This window comes from Pseudomonas sivasensis (genome assembly GCF_013778505.1).
Classification (GTDB): Bacteria; Pseudomonadota; Gammaproteobacteria; order Pseudomonadales; family Pseudomonadaceae; genus Aquipseudomonas; species Aquipseudomonas sivasensis.
The window spans coordinates 541,523-568,259 of the sequence record NZ_JAAOWU010000002.1 but is presented as its reverse complement, the minus strand read 5'-3'; the positions used below and the strand labels follow the sequence as shown (position 1 = coordinate 568,259).

21 protein-coding genes are annotated in these 26,737 nt (G+C 61.3%); 9 read left to right on the top strand and 12 right to left on the bottom strand.

Going from position 1 to position 26,737, the window contains the following annotated elements:
- Positions 1-2: 2 nt before the first annotated feature.
- The 3 genes from G9Q84_RS06185 to G9Q84_RS06175 are packed head-to-tail and all read right to left on the bottom strand — an operon-like array spanning position 3 to position 1,769.
- Positions 3-677, bottom strand: a complete 675-nt coding sequence (locus tag G9Q84_RS06185) for a GNAT family N-acetyltransferase (RefSeq protein ID WP_032884476.1) — start codon at positions 675-677, stop codon at positions 3-5.
- 10 nt (positions 678-687) lie between these two features.
- Complete coding sequence (locus G9Q84_RS06180) at positions 688-1,134, bottom strand: GNAT family N-acetyltransferase (RefSeq protein ID WP_032884475.1); 447 nt, start codon at positions 1,132-1,134, stop codon at positions 688-690.
- A complete protein-coding gene (locus G9Q84_RS06175; protein WP_122754173.1) occupies positions 1,131-1,769 on the bottom strand; it encodes an FMN-binding negative transcriptional regulator in 639 nt (212 codons plus the stop codon). The genes G9Q84_RS06180 and G9Q84_RS06175 overlap by 4 nt, the downstream gene beginning before the upstream one ends.
- An 87-nt stretch (positions 1,770-1,856) precedes the next feature.
- Between G9Q84_RS06175 and pdxR the strand changes: the two genes are divergently transcribed.
- Complete coding sequence (gene pdxR / locus G9Q84_RS06170; RefSeq protein WP_181643036.1) at positions 1,857-3,452, top strand: MocR-like pyridoxine biosynthesis transcription factor PdxR; 1,596 nt, start codon at positions 1,857-1,859, stop codon at positions 3,450-3,452.
- Here pdxR and G9Q84_RS06165 read toward each other — a convergent pair.
- The 7 genes from G9Q84_RS06165 to aspA all read right to left on the bottom strand — a co-directional run bounded on the left by G9Q84_RS06165 (position 3,407) and on the right by aspA (position 15,895).
- Positions 3,407-8,050 carry a dermonecrotic toxin domain-containing protein gene (locus G9Q84_RS06165; RefSeq protein WP_181643035.1) on the bottom strand — a complete coding sequence of 1,548 codons (4,644 nt, stop codon included), beginning with the start codon at positions 8,048-8,050 and terminating at the stop codon, positions 3,407-3,409. The two genes, pdxR and G9Q84_RS06165, sit on opposite strands and share 46 nt — an antisense overlap.
- 166 nt (positions 8,051-8,216) lie before the next feature.
- Positions 8,217-9,308 (bottom strand): polyamine ABC transporter substrate-binding protein, encoded by a 1,092-nt coding sequence (locus G9Q84_RS06160; RefSeq protein ID WP_032884471.1) that lies wholly within the window; start codon positions 9,306-9,308, stop codon positions 8,217-8,219.
- Positions 9,305-10,339 carry a histone deacetylase family protein gene (locus tag G9Q84_RS06155; RefSeq protein ID WP_181643034.1) on the bottom strand — a complete coding sequence of 345 codons (1,035 nt, stop codon included), beginning with the start codon at positions 10,337-10,339 and terminating at the stop codon, positions 9,305-9,307. Before G9Q84_RS06155 ends, G9Q84_RS06160 begins: the two co-directional genes overlap by 4 nt.
- Before the next feature lie 137 nt (positions 10,340-10,476).
- Positions 10,477-11,469, bottom strand: coding sequence for an AraC family transcriptional regulator (locus G9Q84_RS06150; RefSeq protein WP_032884469.1), 993 nt, complete (start codon positions 11,467-11,469; stop codon positions 10,477-10,479).
- A gap of 105 nt (positions 11,470-11,574) precedes the next feature.
- Complete coding sequence (locus G9Q84_RS06145; RefSeq protein ID WP_181643033.1) at positions 11,575-12,552, bottom strand: asparaginase; 978 nt, start codon at positions 12,550-12,552, stop codon at positions 11,575-11,577.
- Between the two features lie 81 nt (positions 12,553-12,633).
- Complete coding sequence (locus G9Q84_RS06140) at positions 12,634-14,079, bottom strand: alanine/glycine:cation symporter family protein (RefSeq protein WP_095185233.1); 1,446 nt, start codon at positions 14,077-14,079, stop codon at positions 12,634-12,636.
- Positions 14,080-14,470: 391 nt separating this feature from the next.
- Positions 14,471-15,895: an aspartate ammonia-lyase gene (gene aspA, locus G9Q84_RS06135; protein ID WP_032884466.1), complete on the bottom strand. Its 1,425-nt coding sequence runs from the start codon at positions 15,893-15,895 to the stop codon at positions 14,471-14,473.
- 182 nt (positions 15,896-16,077) lie between these two features.
- Between aspA and G9Q84_RS06130 the strand changes: the two genes are divergently transcribed.
- From G9Q84_RS06130 to G9Q84_RS06110, 5 genes are all read left to right on the top strand, one after another.
- Complete coding sequence (locus G9Q84_RS06130) at positions 16,078-16,986, top strand: LysR substrate-binding domain-containing protein (protein WP_010566930.1); 909 nt, start codon at positions 16,078-16,080, stop codon at positions 16,984-16,986.
- Positions 16,987-17,330: 344 nt separating this feature from the next.
- A complete protein-coding gene (purE, locus tag G9Q84_RS06125; RefSeq protein WP_003176980.1) occupies positions 17,331-17,822 on the top strand; it encodes a 5-(carboxyamino)imidazole ribonucleotide mutase in 492 nt (163 codons plus the stop codon).
- 11 nt (positions 17,823-17,833) lie between these two features.
- Complete coding sequence (locus tag G9Q84_RS06120; RefSeq protein WP_181643032.1) at positions 17,834-18,919, top strand: 5-(carboxyamino)imidazole ribonucleotide synthase; 1,086 nt, start codon at positions 17,834-17,836, stop codon at positions 18,917-18,919.
- A 106-nt stretch (positions 18,920-19,025) separates the two neighbouring features.
- Positions 19,026-19,271 (top strand): GlsB/YeaQ/YmgE family stress response membrane protein, encoded by a 246-nt coding sequence (locus tag G9Q84_RS06115; RefSeq protein WP_032884464.1) that lies wholly within the window; start codon positions 19,026-19,028, stop codon positions 19,269-19,271.
- A gap of 77 nt (positions 19,272-19,348) precedes the next feature.
- Positions 19,349-19,885, top strand: a complete 537-nt coding sequence (locus G9Q84_RS06110) for a DUF3299 domain-containing protein (RefSeq protein WP_032884463.1) — start codon at positions 19,349-19,351, stop codon at positions 19,883-19,885.
- Positions 19,886-20,004: 119 nt separating this feature from the next.
- On the opposite strand, the gene G9Q84_RS06105 is transcribed toward G9Q84_RS06110, so the two are convergent.
- Both G9Q84_RS06105 and G9Q84_RS06100 read right to left on the bottom strand, forming a co-directional pair.
- Entirely contained in the window at positions 20,005-20,904 is a 900-nt protein-coding gene (locus G9Q84_RS06105) for a D-hexose-6-phosphate mutarotase (RefSeq protein WP_181643031.1), read from the bottom strand.
- A gap of 57 nt (positions 20,905-20,961) precedes the next feature.
- Complete coding sequence (locus G9Q84_RS06100) at positions 20,962-21,366, bottom strand: acyl-CoA thioesterase (protein WP_003176975.1); 405 nt, start codon at positions 21,364-21,366, stop codon at positions 20,962-20,964.
- A gap of 409 nt (positions 21,367-21,775) precedes the next feature.
- Here G9Q84_RS06100 and G9Q84_RS06095 point away from each other — a divergent pair, with 409 nt between their 5' ends.
- From G9Q84_RS06095 to G9Q84_RS06085, 3 genes are all read left to right on the top strand, one after another.
- Entirely contained in the window at positions 21,776-23,065 is a 1,290-nt protein-coding gene (locus G9Q84_RS06095) for an MFS transporter (protein WP_032884461.1), read from the top strand.
- 258 nt (positions 23,066-23,323) lie between these two features.
- On the top strand, positions 23,324-24,310 hold the full coding sequence (locus G9Q84_RS06090) for a phosphate ABC transporter substrate-binding protein PstS (protein ID WP_032884460.1): 987 nt from the start codon (positions 23,324-23,326) through the stop codon (positions 24,308-24,310).
- A 384-nt stretch (positions 24,311-24,694) separates the two neighbouring features.
- Positions 24,695-26,728, top strand: a complete 2,034-nt coding sequence (locus G9Q84_RS06085; protein ID WP_177326410.1) for an ABC transporter permease subunit — start codon at positions 24,695-24,697, stop codon at positions 26,726-26,728.
- Positions 26,729-26,737 lie beyond the last annotated feature (9 nt).

Sequence of the window (26,737 nt, the reverse complement as noted above, 5' to 3'; positions counted from 1 at the left end):
GCTTAAGCCTGGCGGCACTGCGCCAGGCTTTTTACCTGACCCGAGGCGGTTTGGTTGGACTCCGACAACCACGCCTCAAACCCCGCGCCCACCGTCGGCCATTCCGAATCCAAAATCGAATACCACGCCGTATCCCGGTTCTGCCCCTTGACCACCATATGCTGGCGGAACACCCCCTCAAAACTGAACCCCAACCGCTCAGCCGCATATTTGGAGCGGGCGTTGCCGTTGTTGCACTTCCATTCCAGGCGGCGGTAGCCCTGCTCGAACGCGTATTTGGCCAAGAGGTACACCGCTTCGGTGCTTTTGGGTGAGCGCTGCATCGGCGCGCCGAAGGTGACATGCCCGATTTCTATGCGGCCTTGGGCCGGGACGATGGACATCAGGCTGAGGATGCCCTGCACCTGGCCGGTCGCACGGTCGACGATGCTGAAGAAGTACGGGTCGGTATTGGCCGCGTGGTTGTTCAGCCACGCATCGAACGCGGCGCGCTCGGTAAACGGGCCGTACGGCAAGTAATCCCACAGCTTGGGGTCGGCGCCGGGGCCTTCGAGGGCTTGCCACAGTTGATCGGCGTGGCGCGCCGGGTCGAGTTTTTCCAGGTGGATAAAGCGCCCTTCGAGCAGTTGAGCGGTGGGCGCCGGGACGCCTTTCCAGTCGGCGAGGGAAGTAGACATGCTGCGCTCCTTAAAGACCTTTACGAAATTGAATGAAGCCAGGGCGTTCGGCGATGCGCTCGTAGAGTTGGATCGCGGTGGCGTTGGTCTCGTGGGTCAGCCAGTGCACCTTGCAGCAGCCGTCGGCCTTGGCAGTGGCGTAGACGAACTCGATCAGTTTACGGCCGACACCGGTGCCGCGTTGGGCAGGGTCCACCAGCAAATCCTGCAAATAGCAGGAGTTCTCGATGCTCCAATTAGATCGGTGATAGATGAAGTTGACCATGCCCACCGCCTTGCCGTCCTGCCAGGCCAGTGCCGAATGGGTCGGCTCGCTGGCGTCGATCAGGCGCTGCCAGGTGCTTTGGCTGACGGCGTCCGGCAGTTCGGTGTTGTAGAACGTCAAGTACGCCTGCCACAGCGGCAACCAGGCGGCGTGGTCGGCTGCGGTGACCTGGCGGATGTCGATCTGGCTCATTCTGAAACTCCTTGGGGAATAAAACGTGCGAGGGTCTGGTCGCGCACGTCCGCGCTGGCGGCGAGGCCGTCGCGCACGCCGGCGATGTCCGCCGCGCTGCGGTTCTGGCTGAGTTTGCGTTTGCCGATCAGGCGATCGATGGGCAATGCAAAGCCGACGATGGCCTTGAGCATGCCGTCGATGTAATCAGCGGGGGCGTCGCTGACTTTCCATGGTTGCGCACGGTTACCTTCGTGGCGGTCGGTGAGGGCGCTGACCAGCGCCAGCAGGCGCTCGGCATCGGTAAACACCTCGGCCTTGCCGTAGGCATGCACGGCGATGTAATTCCAGGTCGGCACCACTTTGCCGTGCTCGGCCTTGGCCGGGTAAAACGCTGGGCTGATATACGCGTCGGCGCCGGCAAAAATCAGCAGGGCGTCGTTGCCATTCTGTAAATCGCGCCACTGCGGATTGGCCTTGGCCAAGTGCCCGTAAAGCGTGCCGTTGGGGCCTTCATCGGGGTTGAGCAGCAGCGGCAAGTGGCTGGCTTGCAGGCCTTGCTCGCCAAAGGTCACCAGTTGCGCCAGGCGGGTGTGCTGGATCAATTGATGCAGTTCGGGTAAGTCGTCGAGGGCAAAGGCGCGAGGTGTGTACATGAATATTTTCCTTGGCGAATGCCAGCATCCTAGGCAGGCTAATGGTCCGTTGTAAGAGCCATCTACGGCCAATTTCATAGGTCCAATATGTCGCCGACTGCGCCGCCTCTGTCATTCAACCCCGCCGGTATCGAGCTGGATCGCGGCCGGGGCCTGACGCGCCAGCTCTATGAAGCCCTACGCCAGCGCGTACTCGATGGTCGCCTGATCAGCGGCACGCGGCTGCCGGCCAGCCGTGACCTGGCCGCCGCGCTGTCGATTTCGCGCAACAGCGTGGTACGTGCCTACGATCAACTGTATGCCGAGGGGTTTATCGAAGGGCGTGTCGGCGATGGCACTTACGTCGCTCAACTGCCCTCGACGGAAAAACTATCCACAAAAGTATCCACAGGGTTACACACAGGCTTATCCCCAGCCTTATCCACAAAATGGGAAAATTTGCCGGCGGATCTCGATGATGAAGTTATCCACAGACCGGCTCTGGGGCGACTGCAAAACCACTACCTGTCGCAGCCACCCGCAGGGCCGCCGAAGGCGTTTCGAGTCGGTGTGCCGGCTTTCGATCTGTTCCCGTTCGAGGTCTGGGCCAAGCTGAACGGGGCATTCTGGCGCAAGCCGGACCTGCAACAGCTGTGCTATGGCGACCCTGCAGGCGATGGGCGTCTGCGCGGGCTGATCGCGGCATACCTGCGCAGTTCGCGGGGGATGCAATGTACGGCTGAGCAAATAGTGATCACCAGTGGTGCACAGCAGGCGATTAGCCTTTGTGCACAGTTGCTGGTGGAGCCCGGCGATGGCGTGGCCGTGGAAAACCCTGGCTATCGCGCCGCAGGCCATGCATTCGCCCTGGCCGGTGGGTGCCTGCATGGGGTGCCGGTGGACAGTGACGGCATCGACTGCCAGGCCCTCGATCAACTGGGCGACTGTCGCCTGGCGTACGTCACGCCTTCCCATCAATACCCTTTGGGCGTGGTGATGAGCCTGGCGCGGCGCTTGGAATTGCTGGCCTGGGCCGAGCGCCGAGGCGGCTGGATCGTCGAAGATGACTACGACGGCGAATACCGATACAGCGGCGCGCCCCTGTCACCGTTGGCCGCGCTGGACCGCAGTGGTCGCGTGCTCTACGTGGGCACCTTCGGCAAAGTCGCGTTTCCGGCACTGCGCCTGGGTTATCTGGTGTTGCCGCCGGGTCTGGTGGACGCCTTCTCACGGCGCCGCGCTGTCGACATGCGCCACTCGGAAGTCAGCACTCAGGCAGTGATGGCCGAGTTCATGGCGGCGGGCCATTTTCAACGGCACATCCGCCGCATGCGCCGCGCAGCATTAAGCCGGCGCAATGCCTTGCTGGCCGGTTGGCCCAGCGGTCTGCCGGGGGTTGGCGAGTTGCCGAGCGTAGCGGCGGGGCTGCACATGACGGTGCGCGTGGACAGCTTAGCCCGCGAACAGCAACTGCTGGATCAGGCCCGCTCGGCCGACGTTGAGGTCAATGGTCTGAGCAGCTACTGGCTGGCGCACTCCACCACACCGGCGGATCAACGCGCCGGCCTGGTGTTGGGGTTTGCCGCCGTGCCTGAAGCCGCGATTGCCGACGCGCTGAAGCGTCTGCGCAAGGCCTGGGGCGCCGACAAGCAGCACGGTCAGCTGTCAAAAAACAGCGATTTGGCGAGTTTCGACCCGATCTGACTGCGGTAAATCGCGATCTGGTCGTGGTCGTTCAAGCCGGTGCGCTGCAGGCTTCCCCCTTGCTTCTGTTGTTCACGCGTCTTGAGGTGCCCGGCGAGATATTCTTCGGCGGCCGCTTGCGCTGAGCTGTAGTGAAAGTGGGCATACCACAGCACGTTGTGGGTTTGATGGTCGCGTATTTCGTACTCGTCCAGAAAGTCTTTGCCCGGCCCCTTGAGGCGACGCCGGGTGATGACCTTGGCAATTTCCACCAAACCCCGGTCAAACAGCCACTCCACCCGTGCCGCTGTGGGCGGTTGCTGCTTGGTCATGCTGATCCGGGTCGTGGTGCCCAGCTCGTACAGGCGCTGCGCCGCGTCGTTGAGCTGCTTGTTAGTGGAGGCGGCGGAAGGGCGGTCGCTTTCGGTCAGATTACGTTGGGTCAACGCTTCTTCGATGCGGCTGACGGCACGCTCCAGGCGAGCGGCGTATTGGTGGAACATCTCCTCGATTTCGACCGGAATGCGCCCGGCCTTTTTTGAGTGGCCCAGGGTCCGCAAGGTCGCGGCAGGTTCGTCCTGAAGCAACTGGTCACCCTCTTCGAGGCTCACGTTCAGGTCTATTGCCTGGGGCGGTCGCGGTCCGGAAGGGCGGCTGTCGCGTTCGACCCACACCCCAGGCTCTTTCTCATGGAAGGTCGCAATGACTTTGCCCGTCAGCGGCGACTTTACATCCACCAGCCCTTCTTCGGCCGCGCGCGGTTCGCCGACCACCACGCCGTTGAAGCGTGTCTTGATGATCTTGCGCTTGGGGGGTGATGCGGTTTTCGAACTGCCGGGCTTGGGCTCCAACGCTTTGCTTTCCCTGAGCAACAGGGCCAGCTCGCGAACGACGTGCTGATTGAATTCGTTGATCTGCTTGCGCAGGGTTTCCAGGGGCTCGCGTTGTACCTGCTCGGGGTATTCGGCATGCAGGTCCAGCAGGCGCTGGTCAACGATGGAAAATTGATCGACCAGGCTGTTGAGCACGTCGATACGTTCCTCCAACGAGCGAATAGCCGTGTCGGCCAGCGCCTCCGTGCAGCTCTGTATGTGAAGATCGGCGGCATCGACAATGGTGTCGAGCAGGGCGCGCGCAGTATCGAACGCTTCGCCGTCGCCCTCTTGGACGCACAGGTGACGGGCCAGGGTGACTTGAAACGCCTTCAAGTCCCGCAATTGAAGCTTGGGCAGGGCGTGTTGCGTGCTCTGAATGACCTTGTTGCCGTCGATGCCAAGCGTTTCCAGTTCATGAAAACGTGTCTCCACGTACTCCATGCGTCTGATCATTTCGCCCGTCATGTCCGACATGGCCCGGGCGGTTTGTGTCTTGGTCTTGGCATCAATGCCGGTGACCGACTCAAGGCTCGGGACGGAGCTTTCCAGGGTTTCACGGAACCGCGGTAAGCGTTGGTTGATGGCGGAGCGCGTCAACAGCAGTTGCTTGTGCAAATAGTCGATCATGGAGCTCTGGTAGTTGGGCACGTTATCGATAATGCCCAGTGACCTGAGTTGGCGGATCGGCACGTCGTAATCCAGGATTCGGGCGTCGACCTTGTCGATGAAGCTCTGGCGGCGCAATTCGGTGGAGGGGCCTGCTTCGTCGCCTATCGCCGTGTGTGCGCCGGCGATTTCCGACTGCCTGCTGCGCTCATTGGCGTCGAATTCGTCGAGCTGCCTGCGCAGGTCGCCGATTCGAGACGTATTGCGGATTTGCACGGCCTTGCGCCGGTTTTTGAAGCCACCACCGCGCAGGCGCAGGCGTGTGTCCACAAACCATTGGCCCGCCTTGTTGTTGAGTAGCATGGGGCCCATTCGCGAGGGATTGCCTGGGTCGATGATGACCACGTTATCCGCTTCGTCTACGTTGACTTCGAACCAGCGCGTGCCGACCACGGCGTACCATTTCTGGGCGTTCGGGTAGAGGTGCAGATAGATACCAGGCTCTGTGACCTGAGGTTCCAGGCCCGCGGGCCTCTCGATTTTGAAGCTGTCCAGCGTGGCCTCCAGGCTTGGACGGTCGGTGGGGATGGCGCCGCGAATGTTCAGCAGGCCCTGATGCCGACTCGGCAGCTCGGTGCCCGTTACGTTTTCCAGCCGGGCCACGGAGGTTTTGCTGGGCGGCGGCTCGATTTTTTCGGCGGGTTCGACCGCTGACGATTCTGTTTTCAGCCTGGTTTCTTCGCTGGGTTTTTCGACCGGCACGTGACGCAAGGCCCCGTGCAGCGCCAGGGCCATGCCAAGGTTGAGTAACAGGTCGACCTGGGCTATCCAGGCGCCTTCGGGGTCCGCTTCGGGGTCGTCCTGCTGGGCGATGTCCTGCAAGTCATCCATGATCTGCCAGATCCAGGCGGCGATACCGGCCGTGCGCCCCAGGAACGGCAACGTCGCATTGAAGATTTGCCAGCCTGCCTGGCGCAAGGTTGCCCAGCGTTTTTGCGCATTGGAGACTGACTGGCGGCCCGCCAGTTCGACCATGGCCTCGGCATTGGCTTTGAACAGTGCGGCCAGCGGGGCTGCGCCAAGCACCTGGTCGCTCAAGGTAATGGAGCCGCTCATGTACACCATGACCTGCGGCTCGACCAGCCCTCGAATGACCGTCCATGGCGATGGCCATTTATCGGGGAATACATACTGCGCGTAGTTGAAGCGCGCCGCCTCTGGCAGCCAGGCCAGCACCGAGTCGCGAAGTGGACGCGTGTGTTTGATGGCGTAGATCAGGTTTTGCCGTGACGGATACTGCAGCAGCGTTGGTTCCAGCAAGGGACGGTACAGCAGGCACGGGCCCGCGGCGGCGTCTTTGGCGCCGATCACGAACATATTGGCAACCACATCCTGATCATTGCCGGGGCGCAAGGTCGGTAAGAATGCTAAGGGGCGAATGACAATCTCCTGCCCGTCGACGAGTCGCCCGTGGTCTTCGTCCTGCATTACGGCAGCGACGTAGCGCGCACCGAGTTCATCGACCCCGTGTTGTTGGCGAATCTTGAGTTGCAGTGCCAGCAAAGGCAGCTGTACGCGCAAATGGTTGATGTAGAGCGTTTGTCTGCCCTTGGCCTGAACCGTATCTTCCAGCAGCGTGCGCTTGATCAGCGCCGGGTAGTGCTGGCCGATATCGATGTTTTCAATCACGCCCTTCAGGTAGGTGTAAGACAGCCACGGGGGAGCTGCGCTGCCGTTATAGAGCACGCGGGGTTGGCCGGTCGGCAGGCCTGTGAGGTTTTCCAGGGCTAGGTCGATCAGGTTACGGCGTGTTATGTCCGGCGCCGTGGGCACGATGAACGTGCTTCCCCAGACAACCGGGCTTTCGATGTGAACTTCGATCTTGTCGACGTTGATGTTTGCACCTTGGGCGTGCGCACGAATCTGGCTCTGCAACTGATCGCGGGTGTATTCGCGGATCGGCGCAATATCGTCATTGAAGGATGCGCCCTTCTGGAGGGTATGCAACTCGGCAAGATCGATCAGGCGCCGACTGTAGGTGGAAATATCCAAGTCCGAGGCGTGGGCCAGCCAGTCGGGCAACCGCTCATGGATGTCACGGATATTGGATAGCGAGTGATCGCTCAAGTCCTCGACCACCGGCAGGACGTTGGCAACCGCGACCAGGGGGCTGGCGTCGGCGTCCACGTTGATCGCTTTGCGGTCGTCTTTGTCAATCGAGCCTATTGCGTCGAGTTGCAACGCAATCAGTGCGCCGGCCAGGCTGTCGAAGAAATTGCCCGGCGGTTCGTACAGCCGCCACTGCAGGCTTAGCTCATTGTTCCGTGCGTTCATTCGGTCGGGCAGTTGTTCTCCGAATTGCTCCAGCGAGTCGAATTTCTCGTAGCCGTTGACCAGTGAGTAAACCAGGACCCGCTGGCCCTGCTCATGCTCGCCAATCACTACGGCGATGTCCATGAGGGCGGTGTGAGCGGTCTGGCTGTCTTGCAGCGCATCGACGTCGATCAGGTAGGCGTGAGTGTTGTAGCTGTCCTGGGCAGAGCGTGTGGCTCGCTCCGGAAAAAGGAACAGCGACCTGGCTATGGCGCAATCATGTTCATCCCAGCCCTCTTGCGCCGTGACATTCCATACTTTGCGCAGGGATTGTGAGAACACTTTCCAGCGGTGCCCGCTTCGGCCATCGGAGGCATTCCAGTAATTGAGGTACTGCTCCTGGAAGGCAGACAGCATCAGTTCTGACAGCTCATTGATCATGCGCGCAATGGCATCGATTTTTACCGGTAAATGCACCGGTGGCCGGGCGTCGGGTTGCAGTGTCAGGAAGTGTTCGCCATCGAGGTAGATCACCGGCTTCGGGTTCAGCATCTGGCTTGCCAGCACCGAAGTGAGCGACATGGCATAGGCCGGGGCGGATAGGACTTGATCATCGACGACGCGCCAATTCGGCGTGACGACCATGGCCAGGTCCGGGTCGATGGCCAGGGTTGGATACAGCTCCTTGAGCGCCGAGCGCAGGGTCACGGCGGCCACCTCCCGGCTGTTCGGGCCGGAGGTCAGTTGAGTCAGTAGCTCATAGGTAGTAGGGGGTCGATTGTGGCTGGTGGCCGACGGATGATCAGGAAGCGTTGCTTCAGGCATAGGCAAGTCCTTTGCAGAAATGAAGGGCGCTTGAGCGTGGGTGGCTCGGGGCCCTTTCTTGGGAAGTACGGCGCCGGGGTGCGGCGCCGTTGCAGAGGACAACGGTAGTGAGGGGAGGATTGGCGCGGGCGGTAATTACTTAGCCTGAGTCCTGTGTGAGGGGCGGTCAGGTCCCCGATTTGATCTTGGTCCAGGCCCGGGTCCTGGCGCGTTCAGCTTTACTGTCCAACGGCTTCAAGGTGTACAACGTCGCCATCGCCGCCTCGGTCGGGTACAGGTTAGGGTTATTGCGGATGGTCGGGTCGACCCGTTCGGTGGCGTCCTTGTTTGGGTTGGGGTAGCCGACGAAATCGCTGATCGGCGCAATCACCTCAGGTTGCAGCAGGTAGTTGATGAAGGCGTAGGCGTCCTGCGGGTTCTTTGCGCCCTTGGGAATGGCGAGCATGTCGAACCAGATCGGCGCGCCTTCCTTGGGCAGGCGCATGTCCACGGTCACGCCGTTCCTGGCCTCCTTGGCGCGGTTGGCAGCCTGGGAGAAGCTGCCGGAATAACCGACGGCCACACAGATGTCGCCATTGGCGATATCGGCCATGTATTTGGAGGAGTGGAAGTAGGTGATGTACGGGCGGATTTTAAGCAGCAGGGCTTCGGCTTTCTCATAGTCCTTCGGGTTATTGCTGTTGGGGTCCAGGCCCAGATACTGCAAGGCCAGCGGCAGGATCTCCGATGGCGAATCCAGCAGGGCGACGCCGCACTGCTTGAGCTTGCTGATGTTCTCTTCCTTGAAGATCAGGTCCCAGCTGTTCACGGGAGCGTTGTCGCCCAGCACGGCCTTGACCTTGGCCGGGTTGAAGCCAATCAGGATGGTGCCGTACATGTAGGGCACGGCGAATTTATTACCGGGGTCATTGGCCTCGATCAGCTTCATCAGCTTGGGGTCGAGGTGGTTCCAGTTTGGTAACTGGCTGCGGTCCAGGGGCTGAAACACACCGGCTTCAATCTGCTTGGCCAGAAACACGTTGGACGGCACCACCACGTCATAGCCGGAGTTGCCGGTGAGTAGCTTGGCTTCCAGGGCTTCATTGGTGTCGAAGATGTCGTAGACCAGTTTGATCTGAGGGTTCTGACCCTTGAAGTCTTCCAGCGCCTTGGGGGTGATGTAGTCGAACCAGTTGTAGACCCGCAGGGTTCTTTCTTCGGCGTGGACGGCGCTGCTTAATACGGCGGCGCACAGCGCAAGCGACTTGAGCATGTTCATTGGATTGACCCCTCAAAACCTTCGAGAACGTTGACGGCATTGATGCCGATTTCTTCCACCGCGTAGCCGCCTTCCATGACGAACAGCGTGGGCTTGCCCAGCCGGGCGATACGCGCACCCATCGCCAGGTAATCCGGGCTGTCGAGCTTGAACTGCGAGATGGGATCGTCCTTGAACGTGTCGACCCCCAGGGACACCACGATGATGTCGGCGCCATAGCGCTCGATTTGCGCGCAGGCCTGATCCAGCGCGGCGCTCCAGGTATCCCAGCCGGCACCGGCCGGCAGCGGGTAATTGAAATTGAAGCCTTTGCCGGCGCCGTCGCCCAGCTCATCGGCATAGCCGAGGAAGAATGGAAACTCGGCTTCCGGATGTCCGTGGATCGAGGTGAACAGCACGTCACTGCGGTCATAGAAAATCGATTGGGTGCCGTTGCCGTGGTGGTAATCCACATCAAGGATCGCGACCTTGGCATGGCCTTGATCGAGAAAGGCCTGGGCGGCAATTGCAGCGTTATTGAGGTAGCAATAGCCGCCCATCAAGTCGCCTGCAGCGTGGTGCCCCGGTGGGCGGCAGAGGGCAAAGGCACTTTGAGCACCTTGTTGAATCGCTTGTTGCGCGGTCAGCGCCACCTGCGCTGCGCTATAGGCCGCTTGCCAGGTGCCGGCGGTGATCGGCGCGCCGCCGTCGAAGCTGTAATAGCCCAATTGACCGTGCAGGCTGGTGGGCAGCACGCGGCGCAAGGTGCGGGCTGGCCACGTGTAGGGCAGCAGGTCGCCGTCCTGGCCGAACTCAACCCAGCGTGCCCAGGCCCCTTTGAAAAAATCCAGGTAGGCGTGGCTGTGGATGCGTTGCAGCGGTGCCAATCCAAAGTCCTCGGGGGCTCGCACCGGCCCCAGATCACGGTTCTTGACCCGTTGCAGTACGTGATCAGCACGGGAGGGCATTTCGAAACAGGGCATCAGTTGCCCGTCCATCAGTTCGCATCGACCGTGGTGCAGATGGTGATCGTCCGAGTAGATCGTCAGCATAGTGGTGTACTCGCAGGCGTTTGGCGGTGTCTTGCAGTGTTGCCTCGCCGACGCGGCAAGAGAACGGCAGGAGCGGCCAAAAGGGGATGAATATGGCCAAAGGCACTGTCCGTATTCACCCCGCCTGGACGTGGGGATCAGGGGCGGAACTGGCTTGGCGCGACCCCGCTCCAGCGCACAAAGGCATGACGGAAGCTGGCGGTCTCACTGAAACCCAGGTGCTCGGCAATGCGGTGGATGGGCATTGCATCGTTGGCCAGCCACTGCTTGGCCTGCTCGAAGCGCAGTTCGTCGAGCAACTCCTGATAGCTGCTGCCCAAGTCATGCAGGTGCCGGCGTAAGGTGCGTGGCGAGCAATTCAACTGCTCCGCCAGTTTATCCAGCCCTGGCGCTGCCGGCAGTTGCGCCGCCAGCAGTTGACGCACGCGGCCCAGCCAGGCCTGGCGTCCGGTGAACTCGGTGTTTTGTTTGCGGCAGCGCTCGGTCATGGCGCGATGGGTGACGGCGTCGGCCAAGGGCAGCGGTTGATCGAGCCACTGGCGGTCGAAGGCAAAGGCGTTGCTGGTGGCGTTGAATTCCAGCGGGCAGGCGAAGCGCTCTTCGTAACGCGCCTGGTAGGTCGGCGCCGGGTATTCAAAACGCGCACCCAGCAGAGGGAGCGGGCGACCGAGCAAGTCGTCGCAGATGACGTTGAGTGAAGCCAGGCACAACTCAATATTGAACGCGGCCAGCGCAGGGTCTTCACGGTAATCGCGGGCGGTGAACCAGACGCGTTGGCCGTCCTCCTCAAGGCTCAGCTCGAAAAGTGTTCCCAACAGCGCCGGGTAGCGTAGGGCCAGGCGCAAAGCGTCACCGAAGGTGGCACTGGTGAGCAGCGCGTAGCCCAACAGGCCGTAAGACGACACGCGCATGCGCTGGCCCAGTTCCAGGCCGATGGCTTGGCGCAGGGCCACCGCGTTGGCGCACACCTGCATTTCCTGGCGCGTGGTGATGCGTGTATCGGCGTGGTTCAGGTCCGCAGCTGCAATACCGCTGCCGGCCAACAGCACCTCAGGGCTGATGCCCTGGGCGCTGAAAGCCTCAAGCACCAGCGAAACGGCGTTGAGGGTAGTCAGGTGCGAGTGCAGCATGGGGATGATCCCGGCCAATGAATACCTGAGCCGAGCAATTCCCATGCCGTGCGCCGCCGGGATCGTGGCGGGAGTGACGCTCTACCGGATCGCTTGAGTGGGATCTCAAGCCAACTCGGCGCACAGGTCCAGTTCGACCAGTCGGCGAATCTCGGCGTTGGCCAGGCCTGCGCCGATCAACGCATTGAGCTTGCCGAACGCGGCCTCGCGGGTCATGCCGCCACCGGACAGCACGCCCACGCCGCGCAGGCGGCTGCCGGCTTCATACACATCCAGCTCCACGCCACCTTCATGGCATTGGGTGATTGCGACCACGACCACGCCCTGATCCTGCGCGCGCTGGAGGCTGGCGAGGAACGCCGGGTTGTCGCTGGGCCCGGTGCCGCTGCCATAGCATTCAAGCAGCAGCGCCTGGATGCCGCTGTCGACCAGCGGATCCAACTGCGCGGCGGCGATGCCCGGCACCAGCGGCAACACGCCGACGTTGGCCACGGCCTTGGGCTGGCGATAATCCAGGGCGGCGGGCAGTGCCTCCGCCTTGGCTACGCCACCTTTACGCTGCAGCGCGGCGAAGGGGTTGCGACCAAAGCTGCGCACTTTCGCGCAGCGGGTCGGCGCCATCAGCGCACCGTGGAAAAACAGGTGCACGCCGGCGTTCAGGCCTTCGCCCAGCGCGGTCAACGCGCCGCTGACGTTTTCCCAGGCATCGCTGTCAGGCACGCCGGCCGGCAGCATCGAGCCGGTAAACACCACCGGCGCCGGTAAACCCAACAGTTGGAAACTCATGGCCGCTGCGCTGTAGGCCAGGGTGTCGGTGCCGTGCAGGATCAACACCGCATCGCAGCCCTCGTCCACGGCCTCGACCACGGCACTGCGCAGGCGCTGCCAGTAAGCGGGGGTCATGTTGGCACTGTCGATCAGCGGCGCCATTTCGCGAAAGCGCCAGGCTGGCAATGGCGCGTCGGCCAGTTGCTCGCGCATGCGCGCTTCGAAGCCGGACGCGGGCGCCAGGCCATTCGCGCTGGCCTGCATGCCAATGGTGCCGCCGGTGTAGAGCACCATCACGTTGTTAGCTGGTTGCATGAACAAATCTCCTGAACGAAAAACGCCGCCGGGCCCAGAGCATGCCCAAGGCCAGGCGGCGTGTCATCTATCTAGCTGCGCTCAGCGTTGTACTTGAGCGTTCAGTTCAGCCGATGGGGCCGCGTCCGGTTTTGCCGGGTTGGCCGGCCAGGCCTTGCGGTCCAGATCCAGGTCCGGGAATTGGCTGGAATCGAACACCGGGGTCTTGATGCCCGCAGCGCGTTGGCGGTCGTAGTCGTCCAGCACACGCATGGCGATCTTGAACAGGAACGCCAGGGCGAACAGGTTGACGAAGGCGAGCATGGTCATGGTGATGTCGGCGAAGGCGAATACGGTGCCCAGGTTCTCGATCGAGCCCCAGAAAATCAGCACCAGCACCAGCGCGCGATAACCCATCAGCACCTTACGGTTGTTGCCCACCAGGAAGCGCAGGTTGCTCTCGCCGAGGTAGTAGTTGTACATGATCGAGGTGAACACGAACAAAGCCAGGGCCACCGAGATGAACATGCGGCCCCAGTCACCGACCACAGCGGCCAGGGAGTTCTGGGTCAGGGCAATGCCGTCGCCTTCAAAGCCTGGGGTGTAGAAACCGGAGAGCAGGATCAGCAGCGCGGTGCAGGTGCAGATCACGAAAGTGTCGAGGAAAACGCTGAACGCCTGGACCACGCCTTGGGCGATCGGGTGTTCTACGGAAGCCACCGCTGCCACGTTAGGCGCACTGCCCAGACCGGCTTCGTTGGCGAACACGCCGCGTTTCACGCCCATGATGATCGCGCTGCCTACCAGGCCACCGAAGGCTTGGTCGAGGCCGAAAGCGCTCTTGACGATGGTCGCGAGCATGGCCGGCACGTGGTCGAATTGCAGCACGATTACGTACAGGGTCACGGCGATGTACACCAGGGTTTTGACCGGGACCAGCAGGTCGGCGATGGACGCGATGCGCTTGATCCCGCCGATGAACACCAGGCCCAGCAGCACCGCCAGCGCGAGGCCGGTGTAGGTGGTGTCGAGTCCGAAAGCGTTGTTCAGCGAGTGAGTCACGGCATGGGCTTGCAGGCCGTTGAAGGCGAAGCCAAAGGTCACCAGCAGCAGGAACGCCATGACCATACCCAGCCAGCGCTTCTGCAAACCGTGCTGGATGTAATAAGCCGGGCCGCCACGGTAGGTGCCCTCTGCGTCGGTGCGCTTGTACAGCTGGCCGAGGGAGCATTCGATGAAGCTCGACGACATACCCACCAGCGCGGTGACCCACATCCAGAACACGGCACCCGGGCCGCCGAGGGTTACGGCAATGCCGACACCGGCGATGTTACCGGCACCCACGCGACCGGCGAGGCTGAGCATCAGCGCCTGGAACGAGCTGAGTTGGCCGGAGCTGCTCTTCAAGCTGTCTTTGAACACCGAGAACATGTGGAAAAAGTGACGCAATTGAACGAAACGCGAGCGGATCGTGAAATAACCGCCGAGCCCGACAATGAGCACGATCAGTACTTTCCCTGAGAGGAAGTCGTTGATGACTTCGAGCATGGAGTGTTCCTCGCTGATTTTTCTAATGGCAAACGCAGGACGGTCCGACACGTCGCATGGCACCAGGCAGTGCGCGACAGTTCGACCCCAATCCTTTTGCGGGTGTTGTTATTCATGCGGTTTCGCGCTGTACCGGGCCTCGTTACCGACGGCCGCAGACGCGAGAGGGGCGGCACTATACCTAGGAGTACGTGATACGTCTGCACGGGCCGATTAAAGGTTTCAGCGCCGCTGATTCGGGCAAGGCGGGTTTGCAGGGCGATATTGGAATTTTTATGGGCTTCATTTCACAACCTTGAGGCAAAAAAAAGGGCCTGAAGAACGAGCCTTCAGGCCCTCAAAAGGTGAGAGGTGTCTAGTCCCTCAACCTGGTGAGCGGTGCAACAAACGCTTAGGCCTTCAACGGGACCAAACGTGGAGCGATCATGTTTTCGGGGCGCAGGATGTCGTCGAGCATGGCGTCGTCGAGCAAGCCTTCTTCGCGCACCAGTTCCAGCACTCCGCGGCCGCTTTCGAGGGCGATACGCGCAATGCGGGTGGCGTTTTCATAGCCGATGTACGGGTTCAGCGCGGTGACCAGGCCGATGGAATGTTCCACCAGTTCGCGGCAGCGTGCTTCGTTGGCGGTGATACCGACGATGCAGTGCTCGCGCAGCATGTCCATGGCGCGTTGCAGCAGGCGGATCGAGTCGAAGATCTTGAAGGCGATCAGCGGCTCCATCACGTTCAACTGCAGTTGGCCGCCTTCGGCTGCCATGGTCAGGGCCAGGTCGTTGCCGATGACTTGGAACGCTACCTGGTTCACGGCTTCCGGGATGACCGGGTTGACCTTGCCGGGCATGATCGAGCTGCCTGGCTGACGCGCTGGCAGGTTGATCTCATTGATCCCTGTGCGTGGGCCGCTGGACAGCAGGCGCAGGTCGTTGCAGATCTTCGACAGCTTCACAGCGGTACGCTTGAGCATGCCGGAGAACAGCACGAAGGCGCCCATGTCGGAGGTGGCTTCGATCAGGTCGGCAGCCGGTACCAGCGGCTGGCCGCTGATGGTGGCCAGGCGTTGCACGGCCAGGGCCTGGTAACGCGGGTCGGCGTTGATGCCGGTGCCGATGGCGGTGCCGCCCAGGTTCACTTCGGTCAGCAGCTCTGGCGCCAGGGTTTTCAGGCGTGCCAGGTCTTCGCTGAGGGTGGTGGCGAAGGCGCGGAATTCCTGGCCGAGGGTCATCGGCACGGCGTCTTGCAATTGGGTGCGGCCCATTTTCAGCACGTGGCCGAACTCGACGCCTTTGGCGGCGAAGGCTTGGATCAGGCTGTCGAGGCTGGCCAGCAGCGCGTCATGGCCCAGCAGCAGACCCAGACGGATCGCGGTCGGGTAGGCGTCGTTGGTCGACTGCGCCATGTTCACGTCGTTGTTGGGGTGCAGGTATTGATATTCGCCCTTCTGGTGACCCATGGCCTCCAGCGCGATGTTGGCGATGACTTCGTTGGCATTCATGTTGGTTGAAGTGCCGGCGCCGCCTTGAATCATGTCCACCACGAACTCTTCGTGGAAATCGCCGCGGATCAGACGGGCACAGGCTTCGCTGATGGCAGCGTGCTTGGCTTCGCTAAGCTGACCCAACTCGCGGTTGGCATCAGCGGCTGCTTGCTTGACCATTGCCAGGCCGACCACCAATTTCGGGTAATGCGAAATCGGAACGCCCGAGAGGCGGAAGTTATTCACCGCTCGCAGGGTCTGGATGCCGTAATACGCTTGGGCGGGTACTTCGAGTACGCCAAGCAGGTCTTTTTCTGTGCGGAATGATGCAGCGGAGGACATGACGGAAATCATCTCAATATGGACCCGGAACAGGCCGGAACGCTGCGAATGCTAGGCCTGTAGGAAAATTTGGGCCAATGCTGTTAAGCACTGGCCTATGCATAAACGGCATAATGCAGATGTGACCCGGCTATCATGGCGGGCGTGTGTGCCAAAATGGTGCGTACCCGTGGGAGGCAGTGATGAACCTTGAGAGCAAATGGCTGGAAGACTTCAGCGCCTTGGCGGCGACGCGCAGCTTTTCCCAGGCGGCGGAGCGGCGCTTTGTCACTCAGCCAGCGTTCAGCCGACGTATCCGTAGCCTTGAGGCCGCGTTGGGCCTGACCCTGGTCAATCGCTCACGCACACCGGTGGAATTGACGGCAGCGGGGCAGCTGTTTCTGGTCACCGCGCGCACCGTGGTCGAACAGCTCGGCGAGGTCCTGCGCCATTTGCATCACTTGGAAGGCGGGCAGGGCGAAGTCATGCAAGTGGCCGCCGCCCACTCCCTGGCGCTGGGCTTCTTCCCGCGCTGGATCGCGCAGTTGCGCAACGAAGGTTTGAACATCGCCACCCGCCTGGTCGCCACCAACGTCGGCGACGCCGTGCACGCCCTGCGCGAAGGCGGTTGCGACCTGATGCTGGCGTTCTACGATCCGGACGCGGCGATGCAGATGGACGCCGAAATCTTCCCTTCGCTGCACCTGGGTAACACCGAAATGCTCCCGGTGTGCGCGGCCGATGCTGATGGCAAGCCGCTGTTCGATCTGGAAGGCGAGGGCAGCGTGCCGTTGCTGGCCTACAGCGCCGGCGCGTTCCTTGGTCGTTCGGTGCACTTGCTGCTGCGCCAGCGCGCGCTGCGCTTTACCACCGTTTACGAAACCGCCATGGCCGACAGTCTCAAGAGCATGGCCCTGGAAGGCCTGGGCATTGCCTGGGTGCCGCAGTTGAGCGTTCGTGCCGAACTTGCCCGAGGCGAACTGGTGGTCTGCGGTGGGCCGCAATGGCATGTGCCGCTGGAAATTCGGCTGTATCGCTGCGCGTTGGTGCGCAAGGCGAATGTGCGGTTGTTGTGGCGCAAGTTGGAAGGTGGCGCGGCGCAGAACACCTGAGCCCGATCTCGGACCGAATGCAGGGCAAATGTGGGAGGGGGCTTGCCCCCGATAGCGGTGTATCAGTGACAGATAAGTGCCTGGCACACCGCCATCGGGAGCAAGCCCCCTCCCACAGTATTTCGCGGTGTATGGGACTGACTCTTAAGTCAATAAAACCGCCGGTTTGCCCCGCTAGACAGATGGTCATCCGAGGGGCTGTTTATCTGGATTATTACGGTATACTGCGCGGCCTTCGGCCGGTCCAACCGGCCAAAATTCGTACAACAAGCCACGCCGGATTTCCCGCGTGGCTTGTTGTTTTTTGACGCGCCTGCGGGCGCCCAGAGAGAAGAGGCACGACGATGAGTGCATTGGTTGGCGTGATCATGGGCTCCAAGTCCGATTGGTCCACCCTTAGCCACACCGCCGATATGCTGGAAAAACTCGGCATTCCGTATGAAGTGAAAGTGGTCTCTGCCCACCGCACCCCGGATTTGCTGTTCCAGTATGCCGATGAAGCAGAATCCCGTGGCATCGAGGTGATCATCGCCGGTGCCGGCGGCGCAGCGCACCTGCCGGGCATGTGTGCAGCCAAGACTCACCTGCCAGTGCTTGGCGTACCGGTGCAGTCGGCAATGCTCTCGGGCGTCGATTCGCTGTTGTCCATCGTGCAGATGCCGGCGGGTATCCCGGTGGCCACCCTGGCAATCGGCAAGGCCGGCGCGATCAACGCAGCCCTACTGTCCGCCAGTATCCTGGGCGCCAAGCACCCGCAGTTCCACGCGGTGCTGAAAAAATTCCGTGCTGAGCAGACAGACAGCGTGCTGGACAATCCAGACCCACGTATCGCCTGAGGTTGTTGACGATGAAAATCGGTGTAATCGGTGGCGGCCAACTGGGCCGTATGCTGGCCTTGGCGGGCACCCCGCTGGGGATGAACTTCGCTTTCCTGGACCCTGCGCCGGACGCCTGTGCGGCGGCCTTGGGTGAACACCTGCGCGCTGACTACAGCGACCCGGACCACCTGCGCCAACTGGCCGATGAAGTCGACCTGGTGACGTTCGAGTTCGAAAGCGTCCCGGCTGAAACCGTGGCCTTCCTGTCCCAGTTCGTGCCGGTGTACCCGAGCGCCGAAGCCCTGCGCATCGCTCGCGATCGTTGGTTCGAAAAGAGCATGTTCAAGGACCTGGGGATTTCGACTCCAGCCTTCGCCGATATCCAATCGCAGGCGGACCTGGACGCCGCCGTCGCCAGCATCGGCCTGCCAGCCGTGCTGAAAACCCGCACTCTGGGTTACGACGGCAAGGGCCAGAAAGTCCTGCGCACTGCAGATGATGTGGTGGGTACCTTCGCCGAGCTGGGCAGCGTCGCCTGCCTGCTGGAAGGCTTCGTGCCGTTCACCGGTGAAGTCTCGCTGATCGCCGTGCGTGCCCGTGATGGTGAGACCCGCTTCTATCCGTTGGTGCACAACACCCACGACAGCGGCATCCTCAAGCTGTCCGTGGCCAGCACCGACCACCCGTTGCAGGCCCTGGCCGAAGACTATTCCAGCCGTGTGCTCAAGCAGCTGGATTATGTCGGCGTGATGGCGTTCGAGTTCTTTGAAGTCGACGGCGGCCTCAAAGCCAACGAAATCGCCCCTCGCGTGCACAACTCCGGGCATTGGACCACCGAAGGCGCCGAGTGCAGCCAGTTCGAAAACCACCTGCGGGCGGTGGCGGGCTTGCCACTGGGCTCCACGGCCAAGGTCGGCGAGAGCGCCATGCTCAACTTCATTGGCGTTGTGCCGCCGGTGGAAAAAGTCATCGCCATCGATGACTGCCACCTGCATCACTACGGCAAGGCCTTCAAGGCCGGGCGCAAGGTCGGCCACGCCAACCTGCGCTGCAAGGACCGTGCGACGCTGCAAGCGCAGATCCTCAAGGTTGAAGCGCTGATCGCTGAGCAATAAGCCTGGTGACGGCGGGAACCATTGGTTGCCGCCGTCTCTCTGATTGCAGGATGGCAAAGCCTGACTAGGCTTTGGCATGACTCACATTCAATCAGAGGGAAATGCCATGGGCATCATCGGAACCATCTTTATCGGCTTTATCGTCGGCCTGCTGGCGCGTTTCCTCAAGCCCGGCGACGACAGCATGGGCTGGATCATGACTATCCTGCTGGGTATCGCCGGCTCCCTGGCCGCGACCTACGGTGGTCAGGCACTGGGTATCTACCAGGCTGGCCAAGGTGCAGGCTTCCTCGGTGCGTTGGTCGGTGCCATTGTGCTGCTGGTGATCTACGGCCTGATCAAAAAGAAGTAATCAGCCGACAAAGTCCTCTGCGCTGCGCAGGCGCAGAGGGCTAGAATGCTCGGCACTTGTACTTGCCGAGCCTCTCCATGCGCCGTCTTCTGTTGACTCTCCTCCTGCTGGGCTCTGGCCTGGCGCACGCCGGCGAATTGCCGGAAACCGACTGGCTCGACCTGATGCCGCTGTCGGACCAAAAGGCTCTCGAAGCCATGCCCGAGATCGATCACAACTCCCCGGAAGCCCAAGGCACCTTTACCGATAAGGGCGGCCTCAAGCAGAGCAAAGGCTTGCCGGCGGTGATGTATTCCACCAAGACCGTGGCTGCGATGAACGGCAAGGACATCCGCATCGGCGGCTACCCGGTGCCGTTGGAAACCGATGCCAAGGGCCGCAGTACGTTGTTCTTCCTGGTGCCGTATCCGGGCGCGTGCATTCACGTCCCACCACCGCCGCCTAACCAGCTGGTGCTGGTGCGTTATCCCAAAGGGTTGAAGCTGGATGATATCTACACGCCGCTTTGGGTTACGGGTACGTTGAAGGTAGAGAAGGTGAATAACGACCTGGCGGATGCGGCGTATGCGCTGGATGCGGGCAAGGTGCGGGTGGTGAAGGAGTCAGATCTCTAAAATCCGGCGCTTAACAATGTGGGAGGTGGCTTGCTCCCGATAGCGGTCTATCAGCAATAAATCTGCTGACTGACACTCTGCTATCGGGAGCAAGCCCCCTCCCACATTTTCGATTGGGTTTACAGGGCGATAGAGGTGATGCTCACGCCCAGTGTGTGGCTTTCACCTGGGGCCAAGCTCACCACATCATCCAGCACATTCGCCGTCTCGATGCACAGCATGCCCTGCCAGCCATCGTCGGCCATGTCGTCGAAGGCCTTGGCGCGTTCGGTCCAGGGGTTCCAGATCACGGTCGATTTCGAGCCTTCACTGGTGAGTTGGATTTGGCGCTGCCAGTCTCTGTCGACAATGCTCAACTGCGCGGGCGTATCGAGGTAAATGCGGTCGGTTTCGGCACTGAAGTGCAGCAGGCCGGATTGCTTCTTCTCGCTCCAGCCATCGGCGGTATCGATGTACGCCGAGCCTTCCAGGCCGTCGACCTGCACGTTGCGCACATCGCTCACGGCGAAGTAGGTGTGCAGCGCCTGGCTCAGGGTTACGGTGTCGGTGCCACGGTTATGGCTGGTCAGGCGGATGTGCAGTTGATCGTTTAGCAGCAGACTCAAGGTCAGGTCGACCTGATGGGGCCAGCCGGGAAAGCCGCCTGCAGGAACAGGTAGTTCCAGGTCCACCCGCAGCGTTTCACCTTCAAGTGTTGTCCCGGCCAATGCCCAGGTCGCGGTACGCACGAAACCGTGAGCGCCCGCAGGTTGATCACTTTGGCGCATCGCCTTCACGCTCTGCGGGTTGCGGTCGAACACCCCGAACCATGGCCAGCACACCGGTACGCCAGTGCGGATGCCTTTGCCTTGCTTGAATACCGCTTCAGGGTTCGGCCAGATCAGCGGCTGCTCGCCCTCACGCCCGTAACTGAAGATATGCGCGCCCTGCTGGGCAATCATCAGTTCAGCGCCGTTGTGGCGGATACGCCAGCAGTCCAGCTCGTCGATTTTCACGGTTTCAACGTGGGGCGTAGGCATACACAGCACTCTCAATGGCAGGCAATGGGGCAATTGACCGTCAAAACCCGGCGAGGTTTAACGCGCGCGCGACGGCACTGAGCGCGTGCGGCCGCTGCCATCGATAGCGACGAATACAAACACCGCCTCGGTCACCTTGCGCCATTCACTGGACAGTGGGTCGTCGCTCCACACTTCGACCATCATCTGGATCGAGCTGCGGCCGATTTCCAGGGCCTGGGTATAGAAGGACAACTGCGCGCCCACGGCCACCGGCACCAGGAACGCCATGCGATCAATCGCCACGGTAGCCACGCGACCGCCCGCAACCTTGCTGGCCATCGCTGTACCGGCCAAGTCCATCTGCGCGACCAGCCAGCCGCCGAAGATATCGCCAAAGCCATTGGTTTCACGCGGGAGCGCGGTGATTTGCAGGGCGAGATCGCCTTGCGGGATAGGATCTTCTTGTTCGAGTTCGATCATGCCGTGGGGCCTCTGACCCGTGACGCTTTTATAGGTGGAGCAGGGTGGATAGCCGACTGTTAGAAAAACGTTTCAGCACAAACATACTCCGTTCGATACGTTTCTCGTAAGGCGTACTAAAGGGAAACTCTGCCAAATCGGCTGGATGGCACCCAACGACGTTTTGGCACAGCAGCCCCTCAAGGCTGCGGGTCTTGCGCTCGCAAGGGCCGAGTATATCGAGACCCTGGCGCCACGACGACCTCCCGGCGTTCATTTGGTCGGTAAATAGACGCTGTATCGCGGCTTTTGTGCACAACTGTTCTCCTGGCGCTGTGCTTTTACAAGCGATTTGCTATCTTGCCAGACCCGCCGCAAGTCCCGGGCGTGCCGTCCTTATTACGATGATTACTATAAGAGAAGCCTTGCCATGTCCTCCGTGCCCGCAAGCAGTGCGCAACCTTCGCGCCCGCTGACCCGCAACGACTACAAAACCCTGTCGCTGTCTGCCTTGGGCGGGGCGCTGGAATTTTATGATTTCATCATTTTCGTGTTTTTCGCCACTGTGGTCGGAAAGCTGTTCTTCCCTGCCGATATGCCCGAATGGCTGCGAATGATGCAGACCTTCGGCATCTTCGCCGCCGGTTACCTGGCCCGCCCGCTGGGCGGCATCATCATGGCGCACTTCGGCGACCTGCTGGGTCGCAAGAAAATGTTCACCCTGAGCATCTTCATGATGGCCGTACCGACCCTGATCATGGGCCTGCTGCCAACCTACGCGCAGATCGGCCTGTGGGCGCCGATCCTGCTGCTGCTGATGCGCGTCATCCAGGGCGCGGCGATTGGCGGTGAAGTGCCAGGCGCATGGGTGTTCGTCTCCGAACACGTTCCGCCACGCCACATCGGCTACGCCTGCGGCACCCTGACCAGCGGCCTCACCGCCGGCATTCTGCTGGGTTCGCTGGTGGCTACCGCGATCAACACTATTTATAGCCCTGAGCAGGTCTCGGATTACGCCTGGCGTATCCCGTTCCTGCTTGGCGGCGTGTTTGGCCTGCTGTCGGTGTACCTGCGTCGCTGGCTGCATGAAACGCCGATCTTCGCCGAGATGCAGCAACGCAAAACCCTGGCCGCCGAGTTGCCATTGCGCGCGGTACTGCGCGACCACCGTGGCGCGATCGTACTGTCGATGCTGCTGACCTGGCTGCTGTCGGCCGGCGTGGTGGTGGTGATCCTGATGACTCCGACCGTGCTGCAAACCATCTACCATTTCAGCCCGACCGTTGCGCTGCAAGCCAACAGCCTGGCCATCGTGACCTTGAGCCTGGGTTGCATCGCCTCCGGCGCCCTGGCCGATCGCTTTGGTGCCGGCCGCGTGCTGATCAGTGGTTGCGCGCTGCTGCTGGCGACCTCTTGGACGCTCTACCACAGCCTGCTGACTCACCCGGACTGGCTGTTCCCGCTGTACGCCTTGACCGGCCTGTTCGTCGGCACCATTGGCGTGGTGCCGTACGTGATGGTGAAAGCCTTCCCGCCAGTGGTGCGCTTCAGCGGCTTATCGTTTTCCTACAACGTGGCCTACGCCGTGTTTGGTGGCCTCACGCCGCTGGCGGTGTCCCTGCTGATGAAGGAAAGCCCGATGGGCCCGGCTTACTACGTGGCCGCGCTGTGTGTCATGGGGATGGTGGTAGGTGGGTATCTGTGGAAGCGTGGCCGCTAAAAGCAGCCCGATCCACCCGTGGCGAGAGGGCAAGCTCCCTCGCCACGGGGCAGGTGTCCGTTCATTGATTGCAGTGTGTAGCTGATTTACCCCGTTACCTGCGCATTACCCCCGTTTCTCCGCGCCATACCTTCCTGACCTGCTTGATCTCCCAATGCTGGCCTTTCATCCAATTGTCATATTTCAGACATAGAGTGTTCACACGGCCTCTCGATACTTGGCCCCGATCCAACTATCCCTATCTGCTAGGAGCAAGGCATGAAACTGAAACGTTTGATGGCGGCAATGACTTTTGTCGCTGCTGGCGTTGCGACCGCCAACGCGGTGGCCGCAGGTGTTGATCCGGCAATCCCGGCTTACGTTAAGACCACTGGTGTGTCGGGCAACTTGTCCAGCGTCGGTTCCGATACCCTGGCTAACCTGATGACCCTGTGGGCCGAGGGTTACAAAAAGGAATACCCGAACGTCAACATCCAGATTCAAGCTGCCGGCTCCGCTACCGCACCACCTGCGCTGACTGAAGGCACCTCCAACCTGGGCCCGATGAGCCGCAAGATGAAGGACACCGAACTGGCTGCCTTCGAGCAGAAGTACGGCTACAAGCCAACCGCTATCCCGGTTGCCGTGGATGCCCTGGCCGTGTTCGTGCACAAGGACAACCCGATCCAGCACCTGACCATGGAGCAAGTCGACGCGATCTTCTCCTCGACTCGCCTGTGCGGTGGCAAAGCCGACGTGAAAACCTGGGGCGACCTGGGTGTGACCGGCGACCTGGCCAACAAGCCAGTACAGCTGTTCGGTCGTAACTCGGTATCCGGCACCTACGGCTACTTCAAGGAAGAGGCCCTGTGCAAAGGTGACTACAAGCCTAACGTGAACGAACAACCTGGCTCGGCGTCGGTCGTGCAGTCGATCAGCTCCTCGCTGAACGGCATCGGTTACTCGGGCATCGGCTACAAGACCGCCAGCGTGAAGACCGTGGCCCTGGCCAAGAAAGGCAGCACTGACTTCATCGAAGACACCGAAGAAAACGCCCTGAACGGCAAATACCCGCTGTCGCGTTTCCTCTACGTTTACGTCAACAAAGCCCCGAACAAGCCTCTGGCTCCGCTGGAAGCTGAGTTCGTGAAGCTTGTGCTGTCGAAGCAAGGCCAGGAAGTTGTAGTGAAAGACGGCTACATCCCACTGCCAGCCAAAGTTGCCGCCAAGGCCCTGGCTGACCTGGGTTTGAAAGAAGGCAACTGATTGCCTCCGCGGGGCCGGCTCACCGGCCTCGCATCCGAATTTTCTAGTCCGCTGCCAGCTATGCTTCGCGGCGGATTTGTTGCGTCACTGCACTGTCATCTTTCTGTCATACAGGATCGCTAGGGTGTGCGCATGAATGATCTGGCCAATTCCACCATGACGACGACTTCTCCTCCCAAGCGCATTGATTTCAATACGCCTGAGCTGCAACGCAAGCGCCGCATTCGCGCGCTTAAAGATCGCCTGACCCGTTGGTACGTGCTGGTGGGCGGCCTCGCTGTCCTTGGCGCTATCACCCTGATCTTCTTCTTCCTTGCCTACGTCGTCGCGCCATTGTTTCAGGGCGCCTCGTTGACCAAGGAAGACGCGCTGACCCCGGCCTGGATTCAGGACGCCGGCAAGCCGCTGATGATCTCCCTCGAAGAACAGAACCAAGTCGCCATGCGGGTTTCCGACAAGGGCCAGGCGCTGTTCTTTGAAGTCGAGACCGGTGCTGAACTCAAGCGCGTCGACCTGCCGCTTCCAGCCGGCACCAGCGTTGCTTCTATTGGTGAAGATCAGCCGGGCAGCCCGCTGGTGATCCTCGGTTTGTCCAATGGCCAGTCCCTGGTGTTTCGCCACACCTATAAGGTTTCTTACCCGGACGGCAAGAAAACCATCACCCCGGCGATTGAATACCCTTACGGTGAAACGCCGATCGTGCTGGATGACGCCGGCCGCCCGCTGGAGCATGTCGCCCTCAACGCCACTGATAGCTCGTTGGTGATCGCAGGCTCGGCCGGTTCGCACTTGAACGTGCTGACCCTGAGCCGCGAAGAAAACATGATGACTGGCGAAGTCACCAGTGAGCAGAAGCGTGTCGAGCTGCCGCAAATGACCGAGCCGGTGAAGGCGATCTTCATCGACCCGCGCCAGCAATGGCTGTATGTGATCAACGGCCGTGCCCTGGCGGATGTGTTCAGCCTGCGCGACAAGAGCCTCAACGGTCGCTACAAATTGTTGGAAGACGGCAACGCTGAAATCACGGCCAGCACCCAACTGGTGGGCGGTATCTCGCTGATCATCGGTAACTCCAAAGGCGGCCTGGCCCAGTGGTTCATGGCCCGCGACCCGGATGGCGAACAGCGCTTCAAGCAGATCCGCACCTTCCAGATGGGCACTGCGCCTATCGTCGAAATCACCGCCGAAGAGCGCCGCAAAGGCTTCACTGCCCTGGACGCTTCCGGCAAGTTCGGCGTGTTCCATAGCACCGCCCACCGCACCCTGCTGGTGGACCCAGTGGTCGATGGCCAGGGCGTGTTCGGCCTGTCACCACGGGCCAACCGCGTGATCGTCGAAGCCGGCGGCAAGCTGCAACCGCTGTTGCTCGACAACCCGCACCCGGAAGTGTCATGGAGCGCGCTGTGGAGCAAGGTCTGGTACGAAAACTACGACGAGCCTAAATACGTGTGGCAGTCGACCGCCGCCAACACCGACTTTGAACCCAAAATGAGTCTGGCCCCGCTGACCTTCGGTACCTTGAAGGCCGCGTTCTACGCCATGCTGCTGGCCGCACCGCTGGCCGTTGCCGCTGCGATCTACACCGCCTACTTCATGGCCCCGAGCCTGCGCCGCAAGGTCAAGCCGGTGATCGAATTGATGGAAGCGATGCCGACGGTGATCCTCGGTTTCTTCGCCGGCCTGTTCCTGGCGCCGTATGTCGAAGGGCATCTGCCGGGGATTTTCAGTCTGCTGATGCTGTTGCCGATTGGCATCCTGGTGGCCGGGTTTGTCTTCAGCCGCCTGCCTGAATCCATCCGCCTGCGCGTTCCCGATGGTTGGGAAAGCGCAATCCTGATCCCGGTGATCCTGTTTGTGGGCTGGCTCTCGCTGTACATGAGCCCGTACCTGGAAACCTGGTTCTTCGGCGGCGACATGCGTATGTGGATCTCCCACGACCTAGGCATTACCTACGACCAGCGCAACGCCCTGGTAGTCGGCCTGGCCATGGGTTTTGCGGTGATTCCGAACATCTACTCCATCGCCGAAGACGCCGTATTCAGCGTGCCGCGCGGCCTGACCCTGGGCTCCCTGGCGCTGGGCGCCACGCCGTGGCAGACCATGACGCGCGTGGTGATCCTGACCGCCAGCCCGGGCATCTTCTCCGCACTGATGATCGGCATGGGCCGTGCAGTAGGCGAAACCATGATCGTGCTGATGGCCACCGGTAACACGCCGGTGATGGAGATGAACCTGTTCGAAGGCCTGCGAACGCTCGCGGCCAACGTCGCGGTGGAAATGCCGGAGTCGGAAGTGGGCGGCAGTCACTACCGCGTGCTGTTCCTCTCGGCGCTGGTGCTGCTGCTGTTCACCTTCGTCATGAACACCCTCGCCGAGCTGATCCGTCAGCGTCTGCGCAAGAAATACTCGTCGCTTTAAGAAAGGTAG

Coding starts and splice junctions, on each gene's coding strand:
- purE (WP_003176980.1), top strand. CDS start 17,331: ATGAGTGCATTGGTTGGCGTGATCATGGGCTCCAAGTCCGATTGGTCC.
- aspA (WP_032884466.1), bottom strand. CDS start 15,895: ATGTCCTCCGCTGCATCATTCCGCACAGAAAAAGACCTGCTTGGCGTA.
- G9Q84_RS06100 (WP_003176975.1), bottom strand. CDS start 21,366: ATGATCGAACTCGAACAAGAAGATCCTATCCCGCAAGGCGATCTCGCC.
- G9Q84_RS06165 (WP_181643035.1), bottom strand. CDS start 8,050: ATGCCTGAAGCAACGCTTCCTGATCATCCGTCGGCCACCAGCCACAAT.
- G9Q84_RS06185 (WP_032884476.1), bottom strand. CDS start 677: ATGTCTACTTCCCTCGCCGACTGGAAAGGCGTCCCGGCGCCCACCGCT.
- G9Q84_RS06130 (WP_010566930.1), top strand. CDS start 16,078: ATGAACCTTGAGAGCAAATGGCTGGAAGACTTCAGCGCCTTGGCGGCG.
- G9Q84_RS06175 (WP_122754173.1), bottom strand. CDS start 1,769: ATGTACACACCTCGCGCCTTTGCCCTCGACGACTTACCCGAACTGCAT.
- G9Q84_RS06095 (WP_032884461.1), top strand. CDS start 21,776: ATGTCCTCCGTGCCCGCAAGCAGTGCGCAACCTTCGCGCCCGCTGACC.
- G9Q84_RS06150 (WP_032884469.1), bottom strand. CDS start 11,469: ATGCTGCACTCGCACCTGACTACCCTCAACGCCGTTTCGCTGGTGCTT.
- G9Q84_RS06110 (WP_032884463.1), top strand. CDS start 19,349: ATGCGCCGTCTTCTGTTGACTCTCCTCCTGCTGGGCTCTGGCCTGGCG.
- G9Q84_RS06105 (WP_181643031.1), bottom strand. CDS start 20,904: ATGCCTACGCCCCACGTTGAAACCGTGAAAATCGACGAGCTGGACTGC.
- G9Q84_RS06155 (WP_181643034.1), bottom strand. CDS start 10,339: ATGCTGACGATCTACTCGGACGATCACCATCTGCACCACGGTCGATGC.
- G9Q84_RS06140 (WP_095185233.1), bottom strand. CDS start 14,079: ATGCTCGAAGTCATCAACGACTTCCTCTCAGGGAAAGTACTGATCGTG.
- G9Q84_RS06145 (WP_181643033.1), bottom strand. CDS start 12,552: ATGCAACCAGCTAACAACGTGATGGTGCTCTACACCGGCGGCACCATT.
- G9Q84_RS06180 (WP_032884475.1), bottom strand. CDS start 1,134: ATGAGCCAGATCGACATCCGCCAGGTCACCGCAGCCGACCACGCCGCC.
- G9Q84_RS06160 (WP_032884471.1), bottom strand. CDS start 9,308: ATGAACATGCTCAAGTCGCTTGCGCTGTGCGCCGCCGTATTAAGCAGC.
- G9Q84_RS06090 (WP_032884460.1), top strand. CDS start 23,324: ATGAAACTGAAACGTTTGATGGCGGCAATGACTTTTGTCGCTGCTGGC.
- pdxR (WP_181643036.1), top strand. CDS start 1,857: ATGTCGCCGACTGCGCCGCCTCTGTCATTCAACCCCGCCGGTATCGAG.
- G9Q84_RS06120 (WP_181643032.1), top strand. CDS start 17,834: ATGAAAATCGGTGTAATCGGTGGCGGCCAACTGGGCCGTATGCTGGCC.
- G9Q84_RS06115 (WP_032884464.1), top strand. CDS start 19,026: ATGGGCATCATCGGAACCATCTTTATCGGCTTTATCGTCGGCCTGCTG.